The organism is Luteibacter sp. 9135, from assembly GCF_000745005.1.
GTDB lineage: Bacteria > Pseudomonadota > Gammaproteobacteria > Xanthomonadales > Rhodanobacteraceae > Luteibacter.
In genome coordinates this window covers 1,187,035-1,204,118 of the sequence record NZ_JQNB01000001.1, presented here as the reverse complement: position 1 = coordinate 1,204,118, position 17,084 = coordinate 1,187,035, and the positions used below count along the sequence as shown (strand labels likewise).

Below are 17,084 nucleotides of genomic sequence, written 5' to 3'. Positions count from 1 at the left end.
TTTTACAGCGTCAAGGCAAGGCAGACACAGGCAGGACGGACGAGCCTGGGTCTTTTCGGCAGGAAACGCAGATGCGGCAATCGCTTACCAAGCATGATGCCTATTAGTTGTAGTCCTTCCCCTACACAACACGATGGCGTGCGCCTACACAGGTGCGGCTACGTTCTCAACGCGTACCGCCGAAAAAGACCGACACGCCCAGACCCGCAATCATCGACGGCCCATGCCTACCGATCCGGTGCAACGCATAGGCATCCAACTGCGCATGGTCACCGATGGTGTACGCCACGCCACCGCCCGCCTGCACTTCGTTGCCGTCTTCGGCGTCATGGATGGCGTCCGCTTCCAGGTAGGCCATCCAGTTCTCACCGAACTTGCGCCCGAAGGTGGGTGCCAGTGTCCAGCTGTTGCGACCCTTCAGACGGTCCACGTTGGCATACAGCGTGTTCTGATGGGTCTCGTCGACCTGCCACTGGCCGGTGGCACCCAGGCTGACTTCCCGGGCGCCATTGCCGAAGTCCTTGTCGCCATTCGCGAACGTGACATTACCCAGCGCCGCCCAGCTGAAGTTACCGCCATCGTTGGCACCACCGGGGGCGATCTTGAGGCCGACGCTGGTGTCGCCGTGGCCCACCGCGTGTCGGCGTGAGCCCATGCCGCGCTCTTCCAGCCGGTTCCAGGCCGAGCCGGCCACCTGCAACTCCGCTGGTCCACCCAGACCGATGCGGATGACGCTGTCGGCCGTATAGGTGCGATCGAGGTAGCCGTCCTGGCGTTGCCGCTGGTATGACGGCAGCCCTTGTTCCAGGGCCAGTGTGCCAGCGGGCAGCACGCTGGTGGCGAAGCCGGCACCGGGGCGGTCGAAGTCGGGGGCATCGGCAAAAGCTGGCGCTGCGATGGCGAGGAGTAACGCGGCGGTGAGGGCAGGGCGTAGGTTCATGCGGGCATTGTGCCCGTGGGGCGTCGTTGTCGTGTGGAGGTGGCAATGAAGAGGCGTGCGGCTTGGCGGGATCGCCCACATCGTGGGCTCCTACCCCCCGGGCCGGAGGCCTGCAGGGTTTGCCTGCAGACCCCTCGAGATGCCTCAGTTCGGCGCCTTCATGACCGGGAAGCTCTCCGCCACCGTCACCGTCTTCTCGCCGGCGATGTCCGTGGCCGAGCGGCCCAGGCGCACGGTGTAATTGCCGGGGGCCACGCGCCAGCGCTTGCCGTTCGCGTCGTAACGCGCCAGTGCCAGCGGCTCCAGCGGGATGTCGACACGGCGGCTGGCGCCAGGCTTCAGGGCCACCTTGCTCCAGCCCGCGAGGCGCTTCGTCGGCGCACCGGGGGCGGTCACGTAGATCTGGGGCACGTCGGCCGCGGCGACCTTGCCGGTGTTCTTTACCGTGACATGCGCCACCGGCTGGCCCTTGGCGTCCTTGTCCACGGCGAAGTCGCTGTAGTCGAAGCGCGAGTAGGTCAGGCCATAACCGAAGGCGAACAGCGGGTCGCGGTGGGTCTTCTCGAACCAGCGGTAGCCGACATCGGCGCCTTCGATGTTGTAGTCGATGGTGTCGGCCGGCGCGTCCTTGTTGCCCAGGCCGGCGGCCTGGATCGTCGGGCGCGGTAGCTGCGATTCGTCCTTGGGCCACGTGACCGGCAGGCGGCCCGATGGCGAGACTTCGCCGTAGAGCAAGCGCGCGATGGCATCGCCACCGCCGGAGCCGGGGAACCAGGCCTGCAAGACGCCGCCGACCTGGTTAAGCCAGGGCATCTTCACCGCGCCGTTGGTTTCCAGCACCACCACCGTGTGCGGGTTGGCCTTGGCGACGGCCGCGACAAGCGCATCATCCGCGGGCGCCAGCGACATGTCCGGTGCGTCGTACGATTCGGCGGCCCACTTGGAAACGAAGACCACCGCCACATCGGCCGCCGCGGCGGCCTTGGCGGCGGCGGCTGGGTCCGTGCCGGCATCGAAGCTGACCTTGTCACCCAGCTGCTTCATGAAAGTGAGCGGTGCCGAGGCGTGGTAACGAACCGGACCCGGCCAACCGGTCGGCTCGAGACCCGGCACCGGGTCGCCGCCTTCGTCGGTGACGGTGGAGGAACCGCCACCGGCGAGCACGCCCTTGTCGGCATGCGCACCGACGACCACCACCGACTGCCCCTTGCGCGACAGCGGCAGCAGGCCGCCTTCATTACGCAACAGCACGGCACCGGCCTCCAGCGTGTCCCGCGCGATGCGGCGGTCGGCGACGTAGGGCACCGGGGTTACGACCTTGGTCGGAATGGGATCGTCGATGACGCCGTGGGCGAACAGGCTACGCATGATCCGCTTCGCCATGTCGTCCAGGCGCGCCTTGGGCACCTCGCCCGAGGCGATGGCCTTGCGCAGCGGCTGATCGAAGTACAACTCCTTGTCGAAAACCTCGCCAGCCGATTCCTGGTCCATGCCGGCCAGTGCCGCCTTGCCGGCGCTGTGCACGCCACCCCAGTCGGACATGACGAAGCCCTTGAAGCCCCATTCCTGCTTCAGCACCTGGTTGAGCAGCCAGTCGTCCTCACCGGCGTAGGTGCCGTTGATGCGGTTGTACGAGGACATGACGGAACCGGGGTTGCCGTGACCGATGGCAATCTGGAAGGCCAGCAGGTCGGACTCGCGCATCGCGACCGGATCGATCTCGGCGCTGTGCGTGTTGCGACCGGTTTCCAGGTCGTTCATGGCGAAATGCTTCACCGTGGCGACGATCTTCGCTTCCTGGATGCCTTTTATCGCGGCGCCCACGATCGTGCCGGCCAGCACCGGATCTTCGCTGGCATATTCGAAGTTGCGGCCGTTGCGGGGGTCGCGTACCAGATTGACGCCACCAGACAGCAGCACGCCGTAACCCTTGCCGCGCGCCTCGCCGCCGATCATCCTGCCGCCGGCGTGGGCCACCGTGGTATCGAAGCTTGCTGCGGTCGCCAGGCCGGCCGGCAATGAAATCGCACCCTTGCCGTCGATGCCGGGTTTGTTGACGCCCAGGCCAGCGTCGGTCTCGTTGATGGCAGGCAGCCCGAGCCGGGGCAGGGCAGGCACATAGCCCGCGCCACCGACCGCGCCGTCCGGCACGCCATGCTTGTCGCTGGCCAGGCCGAAGTCTGCCCGGATCACACGGAATTTCTCATCGTCGTTCATCGCGGCGACCAGCAGTTCGGCCCGGCGGTCCGGCGACAGCGAAGAATCCATCCAGGGACGGGCAGGCGGCGTGGCTGCGCCGACGGAGGCGGTAAGGCCCGCGGCGACGGCAAAGGCGAGGGCGGAGCGGCGCAGGGTAGCGGACATGATCTTCCATTCGATCCGGGGGACAGGCCTACACCATCGCCAAGTAACGGTTTCATCGCAACCCACGAGACCCGGACGGCGTAAGCTGAAACCTTGACCGTCCCGCCCCGCGACCCCACTTAAGTGGTTCAATGAATTCACAAAAGTCGATGCCGCTCGCCGCCTTCCACCCCGCCGTCGCCGGCTGGTTCGCGCAGACCTTTCCGGCGCCCACCGAGGCGCAGGTGGCCGCGTGGCCGGCGATCCGCTCCGGGCGGCACACGCTGGTGGCCGCGCCGACGGGCTCAGGCAAGACCCTGACCGCCTTCCTTTCCGCCATCGACATGCTGGTACGCGACGGGGTGCGCGACGGCGGGCTGAGCGACCGCACCGTCATCCTCTATGTGTCCCCGCTCAAGGCCTTGTCGAACGACATCCGGATCAACCTCGAGGCACCGCTGGCCGGCATCCGCGAGCAACTACGCCAGCAGGGCCTGCCCGACCTGGAGATCCGCACCGCCGTGCGCACGGGCGACACCCCGGCATCGGAACGCGAGCGGATGAAACGGCGACCGCCACACATCCTGGTCACCACGCCCGAGTCGCTTTACGTGTTGCTCGGCTCGGCGTCGGGACGCGCCATGCTGAGCCATGTGCGCGAGGTGATCGTCGACGAGATCCACGCCGTGGCGGCGAGCAAGCGCGGCAGCCACATGGCGGTGTCGCTGGAGCGCCTGGAAGCGCTGGCACAGCGACGCATCACGCGCATCGGTTTGTCCGCCACGCAGAAGCCGATCGAGAAGGTGGCGGCCTTCCTTACCGGTGGCGCCACGGACGACTGCGCCATCGTCGACATCGGCCACGCACGTCGGCGCGACCTGGCACTGGAGGTGCCGCCCGTGCCGCTCGAGGCCGTCATGTCCAACGACATGTGGGAGCTGGTCTACAACCGGCTGGCCAACCTGATCGAGCAACATCGCACCACGCTGATCTTCGTCAACACGCGGCGCATGGCCGAGCGGCTGTCGCGCCACCTGTCGGAGCGGCTGGGTCGCGACGCGGTGACGGCGCACCACGGCAGCCTGTCGCGCGAGCAGCGCCTGGATGCCGAGCAACGCCTGAAGGCGGGCCAGCTGCGCGCGCTGGTGGCCACCGCGTCGCTGGAGCTGGGCATCGACATCGGCGACATTGACCTGGTCTGCCAGATCGCCTCGCCACGCTCCATCGCCGCCTTCCTGCAACGGGCCGGGAGGGCCGGCCATGCCGTGGGTGGCACACCGAAGGCGCGTCTGTTCCCGACCTCGCGCGACGATCTGGTGGAATGCACCGCGCTGCTGGACTGCGTGCGCCGTGGCGAACTGGACGCGCTGATCATGCCGCACCAGCCGCTGGACGTGCTGGCGCAGCAGATCGTCGCCGAGGTGTCGTGCCAGGAGTGGGACGAGGACGCGCTGTTCGACCTGTTCCGCCGCGCGTATCCGTTCCACGACCTGCCACGCGCGACGTTCGACGACACCGTGCGCATGCTGGCCGACGGTTTCACCACACGGGTGGGGCCGCGTGGCTCGTATATCCATCGCGATGCGGTGAACAAGCGCCTGCGCGAACGGCGCGGCGCGCGACTCACCGCCGTGACCTCGGGCGGCACGATTCCCGAGACGGGCGATTACAACGTCGTGCTGGAGCCGCAGTCCACCGTGGTCGGCACCGTCAACGAGGACTTCGCGGTCGAGAGCCTGGCCGGCGACGTGTTCCAGCTGGGCAACCGCTCCTATCGCATCATGCGCGTGGAGATGGGCCGCCTGCGCGTGGAGGATGCGCAGGGCCAGCCGCCGAACATCCCTTTCTGGCTGGGCGAGGCGCCCGGGCGTACGGACGAGTTGTCGATCGGCGTGTCGCGGTTGCGCACGGATATCTCGGCCAAGTTCGACGAGGGCGGCCGTGACGGCGCCCTGCGTTGGCTGATGGACGACCTGGGCCTGTCACGCGCCGCGGCCGAGCAGATCGTCGACTACCTGTTCCGTGCACGCGCGGCACTGGGCGCGCTGCCCACGCGCGAGACGCTGGTGATGGAACGGTTCTTCGACGAATCCGGCGGCACCCAGCTGATCATCCACACACCCTACGGCAGCCGCATCAACCGCGCGTGGGGCCTGGCATTGCGAAAGCGGTTCTGCCGGAAGTTCAACTTCGAACTGCAGGCCGCGGCGACGGAAGACGCTATCGTGCTGTCGCTGTCCACCAGTCACAGTTTTCCGCTGGACGAGGTGGCCCGCTACCTGCATTCGAATTCAGCCGAGCACGTGTTGATCCAGGCCTTGCTGGATGCGCCGCTGTTCGGCGTGCGCTGGCGCTGGAACGCCACGACGGCGCTGGCGCTGCCGCGGTTCACCGGCGGTCGCAAGGTCGCGCCGCAGTTGCAGCGCATGAAGAGCGAGGATCTGCTGGCCACGGTGTTCCCGGACCAGGTGGCCTGTGCGGAGAACCTCGTCGGCGAGCGCGAGGTGCCCGACCACCCGCTGGTGAAGCAGACACTGGAAGACTGCCTGCACGAGGCGATGGACAGCGAAGGGCTACTCACCATTCTGCGGGGCCTGGAAGCGGGCACCATAGCCATGGTCGCGCGTGACCTGGCCACGCCCTCGCCACTCGCGGCGGAAGTGCTCAGTGCGGCGCCGTACGCGTTCCTCGACGATGCGCCGCTGGAAGAACGACGCACCCATGCCGTGCAGTCGCGCCGCTGGAACACCGCCGAAACGGCAGACGACCTGGGCCGGCTGGATGCCGAGGCCATCGCGTCGGTGCGCGAGGAAGCCTGGCCGGAAGCACGCAGCGCCGACGAGATGCACGAGGCGCTGGTGCAGCTCGGCGCGGTCACGGCCGACGAAGCCACGCGCGAGCCGGGCTGGAAAAAGTTGTTGACCGCCCTGGCGAAGGATGCCCGCGCCACCGCGATGACGATCGGCGGCACGACGCTGTGGATCGCCGCGGAGCGTTTGCCCGCATGGCATGCGGTGCATCCGCAGGCCATGCTGGCGCCGGCCATCGTGGCGCCGGCGGACTACGCGGCCCAGGCCTGGACAGCCGACGCGGCGCTGATCGATCTGGTGCGTGGACGCCTGGGTGGGCTCGGCCCGGTGCCGGCCGCCGTGCTTGCGACGTCGCTGGGCGTCGCCGCGGGCGACGTGGAGGCCGCGCTGACCTCGCTGGAAACCGAGGGCTACGTGATGCGCGGGCCGTTTTCGCCCGGCGTTACCGAGGTCGAATGGTGCGAGCGTCACCTGCTGGCCCGTATCCACCGCTACACGATCGGTCGGCTGCGGCGCGAGATCGAGCCCGTGGCGCCACGCGACTACCTGCGCTTCCTGCTCGACTGGCAGCACCTGACCCGCGCCACTCAGGTGGCCGGCCCCGATGCGCTGGCCGGCGTCATCGCGCAGCTGGAGGGTTTCGAAGCGGCCGCGGGTGCTTGGGAAGCGGAACTGCTGCCCGCGCGGGTGGGCGACTACGGCATCGGCTGGCTGGACGACCTCTGCCGCGCGGGACGCGTGGTGTGGAGCCGGCTGCGTCTGGGCACGGGCAGCGGCGGGCCGGTACGCGCCACGCCCATCGTGCTGCTGCCGCGGCGGCAGTTGCCGATCTGGTCCGCCGCCGTGCCGTTTGCCGAGGGCGAAACCGCGCTGTCGTCGCGTGCGCAGGCCGTCGCAGACGCACTGCGCGACGACGGCGCCCTGTTCTTCGACGAGATCGCCACGACCACCCGCCTGCTACGCACGGAGCTGGAAGACGCGCTGGGCGAACTGGTGGCGGCCGGACGCGTCACCGCCGACAGCTTCGCCGGCTTGCGCGCGCTGTTGCTGCCCGCCGCCAAGCGTAGCGGCAGCCGCCAGCGACGCAGCCGCCGACACATGCTCAGTGGCATCGAGGACGCGGGCCGGTGGTCGCTGGCGCGGCGCCCGCGCGACGAGCGCAACGACGCCGATGGCCTGGAGCACATCGCCCGCACGCTGCTTCGGCGTTACGGCGTGGTCAGCTGGAAGATTCTGGAACGCGAGGCCAGCTGGCTGCCGTCGTGGCGCGAGTTGCGGCGTGTGTACCACCGACTGGAAGCCCGTGGCGAGATCCGCGGGGGCCGCTTCGTCGACGGCTTGGTCGGCGAGCAGTTCGCCCTGCCCGAGGCACTGCCGGCGCTGCGCCAGATCCGCCATCGCGACCACGACGGCGATATCGTCTGCATCGCCGGCACGGACCCAGCCAACCTGATCGGTGCCATCATCGCCGGCGCCAAGGTGCCCGCGGTGATCGGCAACCGCATCGCCATCCGCGACGGCGTGCCGCTGGCCGCCATGATGGCCGGCAAGTTCGTCGCGCTCACGCCCCTGGAAGGCGACGACGAGCGCGACGCCCGCAAGGCCCTGCAACGCCACGCGACATTCCCCGCCGCGTTCGCCTGATCCCTCCACCACCCACCTGCCGCCGTAGGTAGGAGCGCACGATGTGCGCGAAAAACCAACAACGCGGCGACGCGCCCACCCATCGGGCGACCCCACCGTTCAACGTCATCGTTCGACGGCGCGCTTCATCGCTCGACGGTGCGGCACGGCTATCGCGCACATCGTGCGCTCCTACATGGCTGTTTGCTTCTTAACGCAGTTGTACATCCCCGATCACCCATAGCTTCGGGCCGGGCTTGCCGGTGATGACGAAGCAGAGGTCGTGCGTGCCTTCGCGCTTGGGTAGCGTGCCTTGCAGCGTGGCGCGGCCGTCCTTCGCCTTGGCCAGTGGCAGCGTGGCGAGTTTCGGGCCGGTGCAGGTGTCCTGGTGTACCTCGATCTCGCCAGCCGCCGAGCGTGCCTTGCGCGACACGATGCCGGCCGCGTCCTTCCACAGGGCGTAGTTGTAGGGCAGGCGGTCGACCGTGATGTCGATGCCGTAGCGGCCATCGAGGTTCACGCCCTTCCACATCCAGCAGGTGTCCATGATGTCCACCTTGTGGACCGGGCGCGCACCGTCCACCGCGTTGACCGCGGATAGCCGCAACGCCAGCTTGTCGGTGCAGGTGTCGAGTCCGTCGCTGGTGCGATGCAGGAGCGACGCCGCGTCGATGCTGCGATCGCGTGGGCCGGCCAGGCCAAAGCCGTTCTGGAACGTATTGGCGCGCACGGTCGTCGGCAACGCCACCTCGAACGGCGCGGTGTACGCGGTGGACTGCGAGGTGGGTGCGGTGCCGTCCGTGGTGTAGCGAATCGTGCCGTAGCCGCTCTGGTTGGACAGGGTGACGCGCGCCTTGCCGTCGACCGCGGCTTCGCTGGCGATGGCCACGGCGAACACCCCGTCGGCCGGCACGATGCCCGCCGCGCGATAGCGCGCCATCTGCGCGGGCAGGCGCGCGATGAAGCTGTTCCAGTCGGCCTTGGGCGACCAGGTGCGCTCGGCCACCGCCGCCATGCGCGGAAAGATCGCATGCTGCGTGCTGTACCAGTCCGGCAGGTATTCGGTGAACACGGTGACCTGCTCGCCGAGCACGTGCTGCGCCTTGTCCGGCGCGATGCCAGCGGGCACGGGGTCGAAGTCGTAGATGGTTTTCAGCGTCTGTCCCGAAGGACGCCCTGCCGGTTCGTCGGGCAGCGTGGACTGCAGGCGATCAAGGTACAGCGTGGGCGACGGCGCCATGACCACGTCGTGCCCGGCATTGGCGGCCTTGATCGCTCCGGCGGTACCGCGCCACGACATGACGGTGGCGCTGGCCGGCACCTTGCCGTCGAGGATCTCGTCCCAGCCGATCAGACGACGGCCGTGCGCTTCCAGGTAATCGCCGATGCGCGCGACGAACCAGCCCTGCATTTTCTCTTCATCGGTGATGCCCAGGGTCTTCATCCGTGCCTGCACGGATTTCGAGTGTTCCCACTCGTCCTTGGCCGCCTCGTCGCCACCGACATGGATATACGTGGACGGGAAGATCGCCATCACCTCGTCCAGCACGTCCTGCAGGACCACGAAGGTGGCGTCGTCGGTGTTGAACAGCGCGGTGTTGACGCCCCAGTCGGACGACACGGTCAACTTCTTGCCGTTGCCCAGCTTCGGATACGCAGCGACAGCGGCCTGCGCATGGCCTGGCATCTCGATTTCCGGTACGACGGTGATGTGTCGCTCGGCCGCATAGGCGACGATCTGCTTCGCTTCGTCCTGCGTGTAGAAGCCGCAATACGGTGTATCGGCACTACCGGTCAGCGCGATATCGGGGCCGACCGTCTTGCGGCAGGCACCGATCTCGGTCAGCTTCGGGTATTTGGTGATCTGCAGCCGCCAGCCCTGGTCGTCGGTGAGGTGCCAGTGGAACGTGTTGAGCTTGTGCATCGCCATCTGGTCGAGCAGGTGCTCGATCTCGCTCACCGACTGGAAGTGTCGGCTGGAGTCGAGCATCAGGCCGCGCCATTCGAAGCGCGGCGCATCGACGATATGCAGGCCCGGCACGCCGGCCTGGGCGGCGGGGTCGGTCAGCAGTTGCGCATAGGTCACCGCGCCGTAGTAAAGACCGGTCTCGTCGTTGGCGGCGATGCGCACACCGTTGCCGTCCACATCCAGCGTGTAGGCTTCGCGGCCCTTGATCGCCGCGCTGGTGGCCAGCACGATGCCGCCGCGCGGCTTGCCTTCGACGATGGCGAGGGTGATACCACGCGCCTGGCGGACCCACCCCTGCAACTGAGCGGCCACATGCCGGGCCGCGCTATCGCCCGGCGTCACGGTGATGGCCGCCTTCGGGTCGAGCTTATAGCGCCCCGGCAGCCGCTGCATGTGCGCGGGCTGCGGGATGAGGGAAAGCGGTGTGTCGTCGATGGGGCCCGCATCGCGTTTGGGTGGCTGCTGGGCACAGGCGCTGAGGCCGACAACCAGGACGAGCAGGAGGGTACGGCGCATCGATGACTCCGAAAGGTGCGGGAAACGGCATCGTCGATTGTGGCGAACGCCGATGCCGGTGGAAAGTGGAGGCGAGCCTCGGGGAAACGTCACCCAAAAAAACGGGCCCGATACGTCGCGTCGTCGGGCCCGAAGGGGAATGAAGCATCAGGGTGGCGGCCATCCATGGCCGCGGAAGATTTACCGCCGATCAGAGGTCGAAGTGCACCGAGGCCATGTAGCGGCGGCCCGTGGTGTACTTGGCGACCGGCAACGAGGTGACCGTGAGGTACTGCTTGTACGTTTCGTTGGTCAGGTTCATGCCGGCCAGGGTGAACGACACGTTCTTGTTGAGCTTCCAGCCGAGGGTCGCGCCCAGGTCGCCGTAGTCGGCCGTCGTGGCCGGCGGCGCACCGGCGATGTAGCCGCCGGCGAGGTACTTGCTGCGCCAGTTGTACGTGACACGGGCACTGAACGGACCCATCTCGTAGTACGGGCTGAGCGAGTACGCGTTCTTCGAGTTGTACGGCAGCGAGCCACCGGAATCCAGCGTGCCCTTGGCGTAGGTGTAGCTGGCCGTGGTGCCGAAGCCGGTGTCACCGAACGCCTGCTGGTAGCTGATGCTGCCGCCGCGGACCTTGCCCGACCCGGTGTTGCGCGGCCGGCTGATGGAGTAGGTGCAGAAGCCGTCGGCCGTGCACAGCCCCTGCGCCACCTGGCGGGCGAACGTGGTCGGGTCGTTGACCAGGCCGGAGTTGAACTGCCGCTCGTTGGCCGAGTCGACCACGGTGTAGTTGTCGATCTGCTTGAGGAAGCCGGTGACCGCGACATACGACTGCGGCGCGAAGTACCACTCCGCTGACAGCGAGTAGTTCTTCGACTTGTAGTCCTTCAGGTCCGGGTTGCCGCCCGAGCCGGTCAGCACCGAGTCGTTGAGGAACAGGTTGTTCACCTGCATGTTGTACGGCGGGCGGGCGATGACCTTCGCCGCCGCGGCACGCAGCACCACTTCGTCGGTGAGGTCGTAGGCCACGTTGAGGCTGGGCAGCCAGTTCTTCGACGTGCGCGAGGAGGTCTGCCACGAACCGGCCGGGGCCGGCAGCACGGGCGCGCCGCTGTAGTTGAAGCCGGTGCCGTCGGTCTTGGTGTCCACGTAGCGCACGCCGATGTTGCCGTGGAAGCCGCCGCCGGCGAAGTTGCCCTGCACATAGGCCGCGTTGGTCTTCTCCAGCAGCTTGTAGGTGCCGTTGAGGTACGTGCCCGGGTCCTCGTTGCCGCCGTTGGTGTTGCGCACCCAGGCGTACTGGGCGTTGCGGTCGGGCATCACGTGGCTGGCGGAGCCGTCCAGGCCACCCAGCGCATCCAGCGTGTCGGTGTAGCCGCCGAAGCCGAGGTCCTGCAGGTTGGTCGGTGCGTTGCCGCCGTAGACATGCGCCTGCATGCCTTCCTCATGGCGGTTCCAGCGGTAGCCCACGGCCACTTCGTTGAAGAAGCCGTCGAAGTACTTCGAGAAGTCCAGCTGGCCGTACGTATCCCGCGACTGCGCCGAGTAGTCACCGTAGTTGCCGGGCCAGCCGCCCAGGCCGGGCACGTCACCCATGTGCCAGTTGGCCGGGTTGCGTGCTGCCGCCGGGCTGTCGAAGTTGAAGCCCTTGTTGATGTCCCAGGTGTAGCCGCCCGCGTAGACCGGCTCCATCACTGCCTGGGAGATGTTGTCGTTACGCGCCTTGCTGTAGCCCGCCGCGCCGGCCAGCTGCCAGCCGTCGCCGTGGAAGGTGGACTTGATGTCGTGCGCCACGGTGCGCACCACGGACTTGCGGATGTTGCTGTCGAAGGTGTTCTGCGCGATGGCGGGGCAGGCCGGGTCATCGTTGCCGCAGACATGGCCGCCGGTGACGACACCGTTCGGGCCCTGGTTGAAGCTGGTCACGTTACCGGGCGTGGCGCCGGTGAACGGATACAGCGACTGGTTCCAGTTGTCGAAGTTCTCGCGCACGAACAGGTTGTTGATGTCGATGTCCCAGTTGTCCGTGGGACGGATCTGGAAACCGAGCGTGGCGGTGTCGCGCTTGCGCTTCTGCTGGAACCACGCCGAGTTGATCTCGTCGGGCACCTTGGCGTTGGGATCGAGCGAACCGTTGGCGATGCCTGCGGCGACCGCCGGGCTGGACGCCCACTTGGACACCGGGCTGTAACTGAAGATCTCGAAACCCTGGCGATCGATCTTCTCTTCGTAATGCTGGACGGAGGTGACCATGCCGAAGGTGTTGGCATCGTTCTTCCAGCTGTACAGCGCCGAGCCGTTCGGGCGCGTGCCCGGTGTGCCCTGGTCGTTGTAGTTTAGGCCGAACGAACCGCGCACCGTGTTCGCGGGCAGGTCCAGCGGCTTCAGCGTGTGCAGCAGCACGGTGCCGCCCAGGCTGCCTTCGGTCAGGCGTGCCTCGGGCGACTTGTACACTTCCAGGCGGCCGACGATTTCCGGGGCGAGCATGGTGAAGTCGAAGCCGCGGTTCGGCTGAGCGCCGTACTGCCACGGCGTCTGCGACACCGGTTGCCCGTTGAGGAAGGTGAGGTTGAGGCTGGGATCGGTGCCGTCGATCGACACGCGGTCGCCCTGGCCGAACTGGCGATCGATGGTGACGCCGGGAATCTGCGTCATCGCCTCGGCGACATTGGTATTGGGGAACTTGCCGATGTCCTCGGCGGTGACCGCCTCGACGATGGCGTCCGCGTTGCGCTTGGTGTCCAGCGACTTCTCGAGGCTGGCCCGGATGCCGGTGACGGTGATGCCCTCGAGCTGCGCCGCCTTCTCGGCGTCCGCTTTTTCCTGGGCGGTCTGCGGTTTCGCAGGCGGGACCGGCGCGTCCTGCGCGGCGGCCATACCCGTGAAACAACACAATCCGGCGATGATGCTCGCCGTGAGCAGGTTTCTACGATGCGACATGGTGTCCTCCCCTCAGAGGAATAGCGTCGACGGGTTTCGCGACCGCGCCGTGCTGCGTTGCTATCGAAGGGTCTTGCGACCCCGTGGTTTGCCGAGCCTGCTTGCCTTTCCCATCCTTCACCGGACGCTCGAACCGTGCAGATAGAGACCGGCGGCACCGATCACCCCCAACTGCCCATGGTCCATCAGCCGTACCGGCACTTGCTGGAGAAAGGGACGCATGACGCCCTTGTTGAAAAACCTGTTGGCGAAGCTGCTGGCGATCAGGTGGTCGCGGATGCGGGGAAGGATGCCCCCGGCCAGGAACACACCGCCACGCGCGCCGTAAAGCATGGCCAGGTCGCCGACGAAACTGCCCAGCACGCCGCAGAACACGTCCAGCGCCTCGACCGCGGCGGCATCGCTGCCATTGAGCGCGGCAGCGGTGACGGCCGCCGGCGTCGTCAACGTCGCGACCGATCCGCGCAGCGCCGACGTCGCGCGGTACAGATTGACCAGGCCCGGGCCGGACAGCGCGGTTTCGTACGACACGTAGTCACGGCCCCGGGCGAGCTCACCGAGGATGGCCACCTCGCGCGGGTTACCCGGCGCGAACGAGATCTGTCCGGCTTCCGTCGCCAGCACGGTCGCGTGCGGCGATCCCGGCAGGAGTACTGCGGAGCCCAGGCCCGTACCCGGCCCCATGACCAGGATCGGGCCCACGGTGGGCTCGGCGGCGGTATGGATGATCGGCGTGGTCTCGTGGCTGCGCAGGAACTGGCAGGCGTAGGCCACCGCTTCGAAGTCGTTGACCACGGCCAGCCCGTGCAGGCCCAGCGTGTCGCGGATATCGCCGATGGACACCGGCCAGGGCAGGTTCTCGTTGACGATGGCATCGCCCAGTACGTAGCCGGCGCTGGCGACCGCGCAGTGCTCGATGGCGTCGCGGGCGTCCAGACGGCCGATGAAATCCTGCAGCACCGCGGTCAGGCTGGGCCAGTCGGCACAGGCATAACGCTCGTAATGCAGTACGTCGATGGTCGCGGCACCCGGCGGCCGGCGGACCAGGCCGATGCGGGCATGCGTTCCGCCCACGTCGGCGGCGATGAACGCCCCGGTACGCGACGCACGCACGATGTCCCGCTGGTTGGCCGATTCGCCCACGCCCTGCCCCTTGGTGCCCCTGATTCGCCATGAGTCTGTGAGTGGAATGACAACGTTGTCAACAGGACAAATGGCTAGGACAACGCGGAATCCGTAACGCGCTGCAACAGGAACGATCCGCGCCGCAGGGCGGCTGTACGCGATGCATGCCTTTGCGCACGCTCTCGTGACACCGGCTCGCTTGCCGCAAGGCGCGTGACGCGCCGCCACATCGAAAGTCGCCACGCGCTGCCCGTGGCTTCGCAAGAACCTCACTGCCGATTGACAACGTTACGCAGCCGAGTCAATAAAGGGACAATTCGGGGTTCAACAACGAGGGGTAAGCCATGTCGTCCACACCGGTCGCCGTCGAAGAGACGCGCCATTCCAGCCTGGTCCCGATGATCATCATCGGCGTCCTGTTCTTCATCTTCGGCTTCGTGACCTGGCTCAACGGCCCGCTGATCACCTTCGTCAAGCTGGCCTTCAACCTGGACGACGTCAACGCCTTCCTCGTGCCGATGGCGTTCTACCTGTCCTACTTCTTCCTCGCCTTGCCCTCGTCGTTCATCCTCAAGCGCACCGGCATGAAGAAGGGCATGGGCCTGGGCCTGTTCGTCATGGCCATCGGTGCGGTGCTGTTCGGCCAGTTCGTCACCATGCGCATCTACCCCGGCGCGCTGGTCGGCCTGTTCGTCATCGGCGCGGGCCTTTCGCTGCTGCAGACGGCGTCCAACCCGTATATCTCCATCCTCGGCCCGATCGACAGCGCGGCGCAGCGCATCGCGTTCATGGGCATCTGCAACAAGATCGCCGGCGCGCTGGCGCCGTTCGTCTTCGGTGCGGTGGTGATGAGCAATATCGGCACCTTCGACAAGCAGATCGCCGCGGCCGCCACGCCGGGCGAGAAGGACGCCCTGCTGGCCGCCTTCGCCGCCAAGGTGCATATGCCGTACATGGTGATGGCCGCACTGCTGGTAGTACTGGCGATCTGGGTGGTGCGTTCCTCGCTGCCGGAGATCCGCGCCTCGCACGACAACTCCGAGCGCGCCATCGGCCACGACAAGGGCAGCGTCTTCAGCTTCCCGCACCTGTGGCTGGGCGTGCTGTGCCTGTTCGTCTACGTGGGCGTGGAAGTGATGGCCGGCGACGCCATCGGCACCTACGGACAGGGCTTCGGCATGACGCCCGAGGACACCAAGCACTTCACCTCGTATACGCTGTTCGCCATGCTGCTGGGCTACATCGCCGGCTTGCTGCTGATCCCGAAGTTCGTCTCGCAGCAGCGCTACCTGGCGATCTCCGCGATCCTGGGCGTGCTGTTCTCCATCGGCACCTATGTCACCACGGGTTACACGTCGGTCGCCTTCGTCGCCGCGCTGGGCTTCGCCAACGCCATGATGTGGCCGGCGATCTTCCCGCTGGCGATCAAGGGCCTGGGGCGCCTGACCGAGTTCGGCTCGGCCTTCCTCATCATGGGCATCGCCGGTGGCGCAGTCATCCCGCAGCTGTTCGCGCACCTGAAGCAGACCCACGACTTCCAGGCCGTGTTCCTCTGCCTGATGGTGCCGTGCTACCTGTACATCCTTTACTACGGCGCGGCCGGCCACCGGGTGGGCCAGCACGCCCGCACGTAAGCCGCGGCATCTTCGCTCGACGACGGCCATCCAGTAGGATGGCCGTCTTGCTTACGAGGTTCGTCGATTGCGTAGTCCCACCATCAAGGACGTGGCCGAGCGGGCCGGCGTGTCGCTGAAGACCGTCTCCCGTGTCATCAACCACGAAGCATCCGTGCATGCGCGCACCCGCGAGAAGGTGCAGCGTGCCATCGATGCGCTGGATTACCAGCCCGACCAGGCCGCACGCAGCCTGCGCAGCCAGCGCACCTATGCCCTGGGCCTGGTCTACGACAACCCCAACGCGCACTACGTGATCGCCATGCAGAACGGCGTGCTGTCCGTGTGCCGCGAGCGTGGCTTCGGCCTGCAGATCCACCCGTGCGATTCGTCCGTGCCACGGCTTGCGGAACAGTTGTGCGACCTGGTCAGGCGCAACCGCCTGGCCGGCCTGGTGCTGTGTCCGCCGATGTCGGAGCAGCCGGCATTGCTGACGGCGCTGACCGAGCAGAAGGTGGCCTTCGTACGCATCATTTCCGCCCGACAGGATCCGAAAGACGGCTGGCCGTGCGTGTTCGTGGACGACCGCGACGCCGCCTACGCCATCACCGAGCATCTGATCCAGCTGGGCCACCACCGCATCGGTTTCCTGTGGGGCGGCAAGGAGCATCGATCCAGCCCGGAGCGCTACCAGGGCTATGAAGACGCCCTGCGCGAATACGGCCTGCCCGTGGACCGGAAACTGGTGGTCGAGGGCGACTACTCGTTCGACGACGGTTTTCGTGGCGCACGCCGTTTGCTGGCGCTGAAGGAACCACCCACCGCCATCTTCGGTTCCAACGACGAGATCGCCGCCGGCGTGCTGGCGGCAGCGCGCTCGGGCGGGGTGGATGTGCCCTGGGAGCTGTCGATCGCCGGCTTCGAGGACAGCCCGTTCTCCAAGCAATCGTGGCCGGCACTGACCACCGCGCGGCAGAACACCGAGGAAATCGGGCGCCATGCCGCGCAACGCCTGATCGCCGAGATCGAGCACGACGACCCCTTGCACGCGCTGGGCAACGAGGGCTTCAGTCCCGACCTGGTCGTGCGGGGTTCCACGGCGCCGCGGCGCCCGCCTACGGGCGCTTAACACCGTTTTACGTATACTTCCGGGGTTGTCCGCGCCGCGTCGTGCTTCGATGCAACCTGCCGGCAACCACGCGTCCCTTTGATGGACCGTTCG

The 17,084-nt window shown here is 67.3% G+C and carries 8 protein-coding genes; 3 read left to right on the top strand and 5 right to left on the bottom strand.

The features are described from left to right. Positions 1-166: 166 nt before the first annotated feature. Both FA89_RS05225 and FA89_RS05220 read right to left on the bottom strand, forming a co-directional pair. Positions 167-940 (bottom strand): transporter, encoded by a 774-nt coding sequence (locus tag FA89_RS05225; RefSeq protein ID WP_036138887.1) that lies wholly within the window; start codon positions 938-940, stop codon positions 167-169. Positions 941-1,084: 144 nt separating this feature from the next. Next, entirely contained in the window at positions 1,085-3,304 is a 2,220-nt protein-coding gene (locus tag FA89_RS05220; RefSeq protein ID WP_051938553.1) for a glycoside hydrolase family 3 C-terminal domain-containing protein, read from the bottom strand. A 149-nt stretch (positions 3,305-3,453) separates the two neighbouring features. Between FA89_RS05220 and FA89_RS05215 the strand changes: the two genes are divergently transcribed. Then, on the top strand, positions 3,454-7,737 hold the full coding sequence (locus FA89_RS05215) for a DEAD/DEAH box helicase (protein ID WP_051938552.1): 4,284 nt from the start codon (positions 3,454-3,456) through the stop codon (positions 7,735-7,737). 190 nt (positions 7,738-7,927) lie between these two features. On the opposite strand, the gene FA89_RS05210 is transcribed toward FA89_RS05215, so the two are convergent. The 3 genes from FA89_RS05210 to glk form a co-directional block, all read right to left on the bottom strand. Continuing rightward, positions 7,928-10,201 (bottom strand): family 20 glycosylhydrolase, encoded by a 2,274-nt coding sequence (locus tag FA89_RS05210; protein ID WP_036138883.1) that lies wholly within the window; start codon positions 10,199-10,201, stop codon positions 7,928-7,930. A gap of 190 nt (positions 10,202-10,391) precedes the next feature. Further along, entirely contained in the window at positions 10,392-13,124 is a 2,733-nt protein-coding gene (locus tag FA89_RS05205; protein WP_036138881.1) for a TonB-dependent receptor, read from the bottom strand. A gap of 117 nt (positions 13,125-13,241) precedes the next feature. Then, a complete protein-coding gene (gene glk, locus FA89_RS05200) occupies positions 13,242-14,267 on the bottom strand; it encodes a glucokinase (protein ID WP_051938551.1) in 1,026 nt (341 codons plus the stop codon). A gap of 326 nt (positions 14,268-14,593) precedes the next feature. On the opposite strand from glk, the gene FA89_RS05195 reads away from it, so the two are divergent. Together FA89_RS05195 and FA89_RS05190 are read left to right on the top strand one after the other, a co-directional pair. Then, positions 14,594-15,883, top strand: a complete 1,290-nt coding sequence (locus FA89_RS05195; protein ID WP_036138879.1) for a sugar MFS transporter — start codon at positions 14,594-14,596, stop codon at positions 15,881-15,883. Between the two features lie 67 nt (positions 15,884-15,950). Next, positions 15,951-16,991: a LacI family DNA-binding transcriptional regulator gene (locus FA89_RS05190; protein ID WP_036138876.1), complete on the top strand. Its 1,041-nt coding sequence runs from the start codon at positions 15,951-15,953 to the stop codon at positions 16,989-16,991. Positions 16,992-17,084 lie beyond the last annotated feature (93 nt).

Bases quoted from the DNA above. Each gene is read 5' to 3' on its own strand.
- FA89_RS05225 (WP_036138887.1), bottom strand. From the start codon at position 940: ATGAACCTACGCCCTGCCCTCACCGCCGCGTTACTCCTCGCCATCGCA.
- FA89_RS05220 (WP_051938553.1), bottom strand. From the start codon at position 3,304: ATGTCCGCTACCCTGCGCCGCTCCGCCCTCGCCTTTGCCGTCGCCGCG.
- FA89_RS05215 (WP_051938552.1), top strand. From the start codon at position 3,454: ATGCCGCTCGCCGCCTTCCACCCCGCCGTCGCCGGCTGGTTCGCGCAG.
- FA89_RS05210 (WP_036138883.1), bottom strand. From the start codon at position 10,201: ATGCGCCGTACCCTCCTGCTCGTCCTGGTTGTCGGCCTCAGCGCCTGT.
- FA89_RS05205 (WP_036138881.1), bottom strand. From the start codon at position 13,124: ATGTCGCATCGTAGAAACCTGCTCACGGCGAGCATCATCGCCGGATTG.
- FA89_RS05195 (WP_036138879.1), top strand. From the start codon at position 14,594: ATGTCGTCCACACCGGTCGCCGTCGAAGAGACGCGCCATTCCAGCCTG.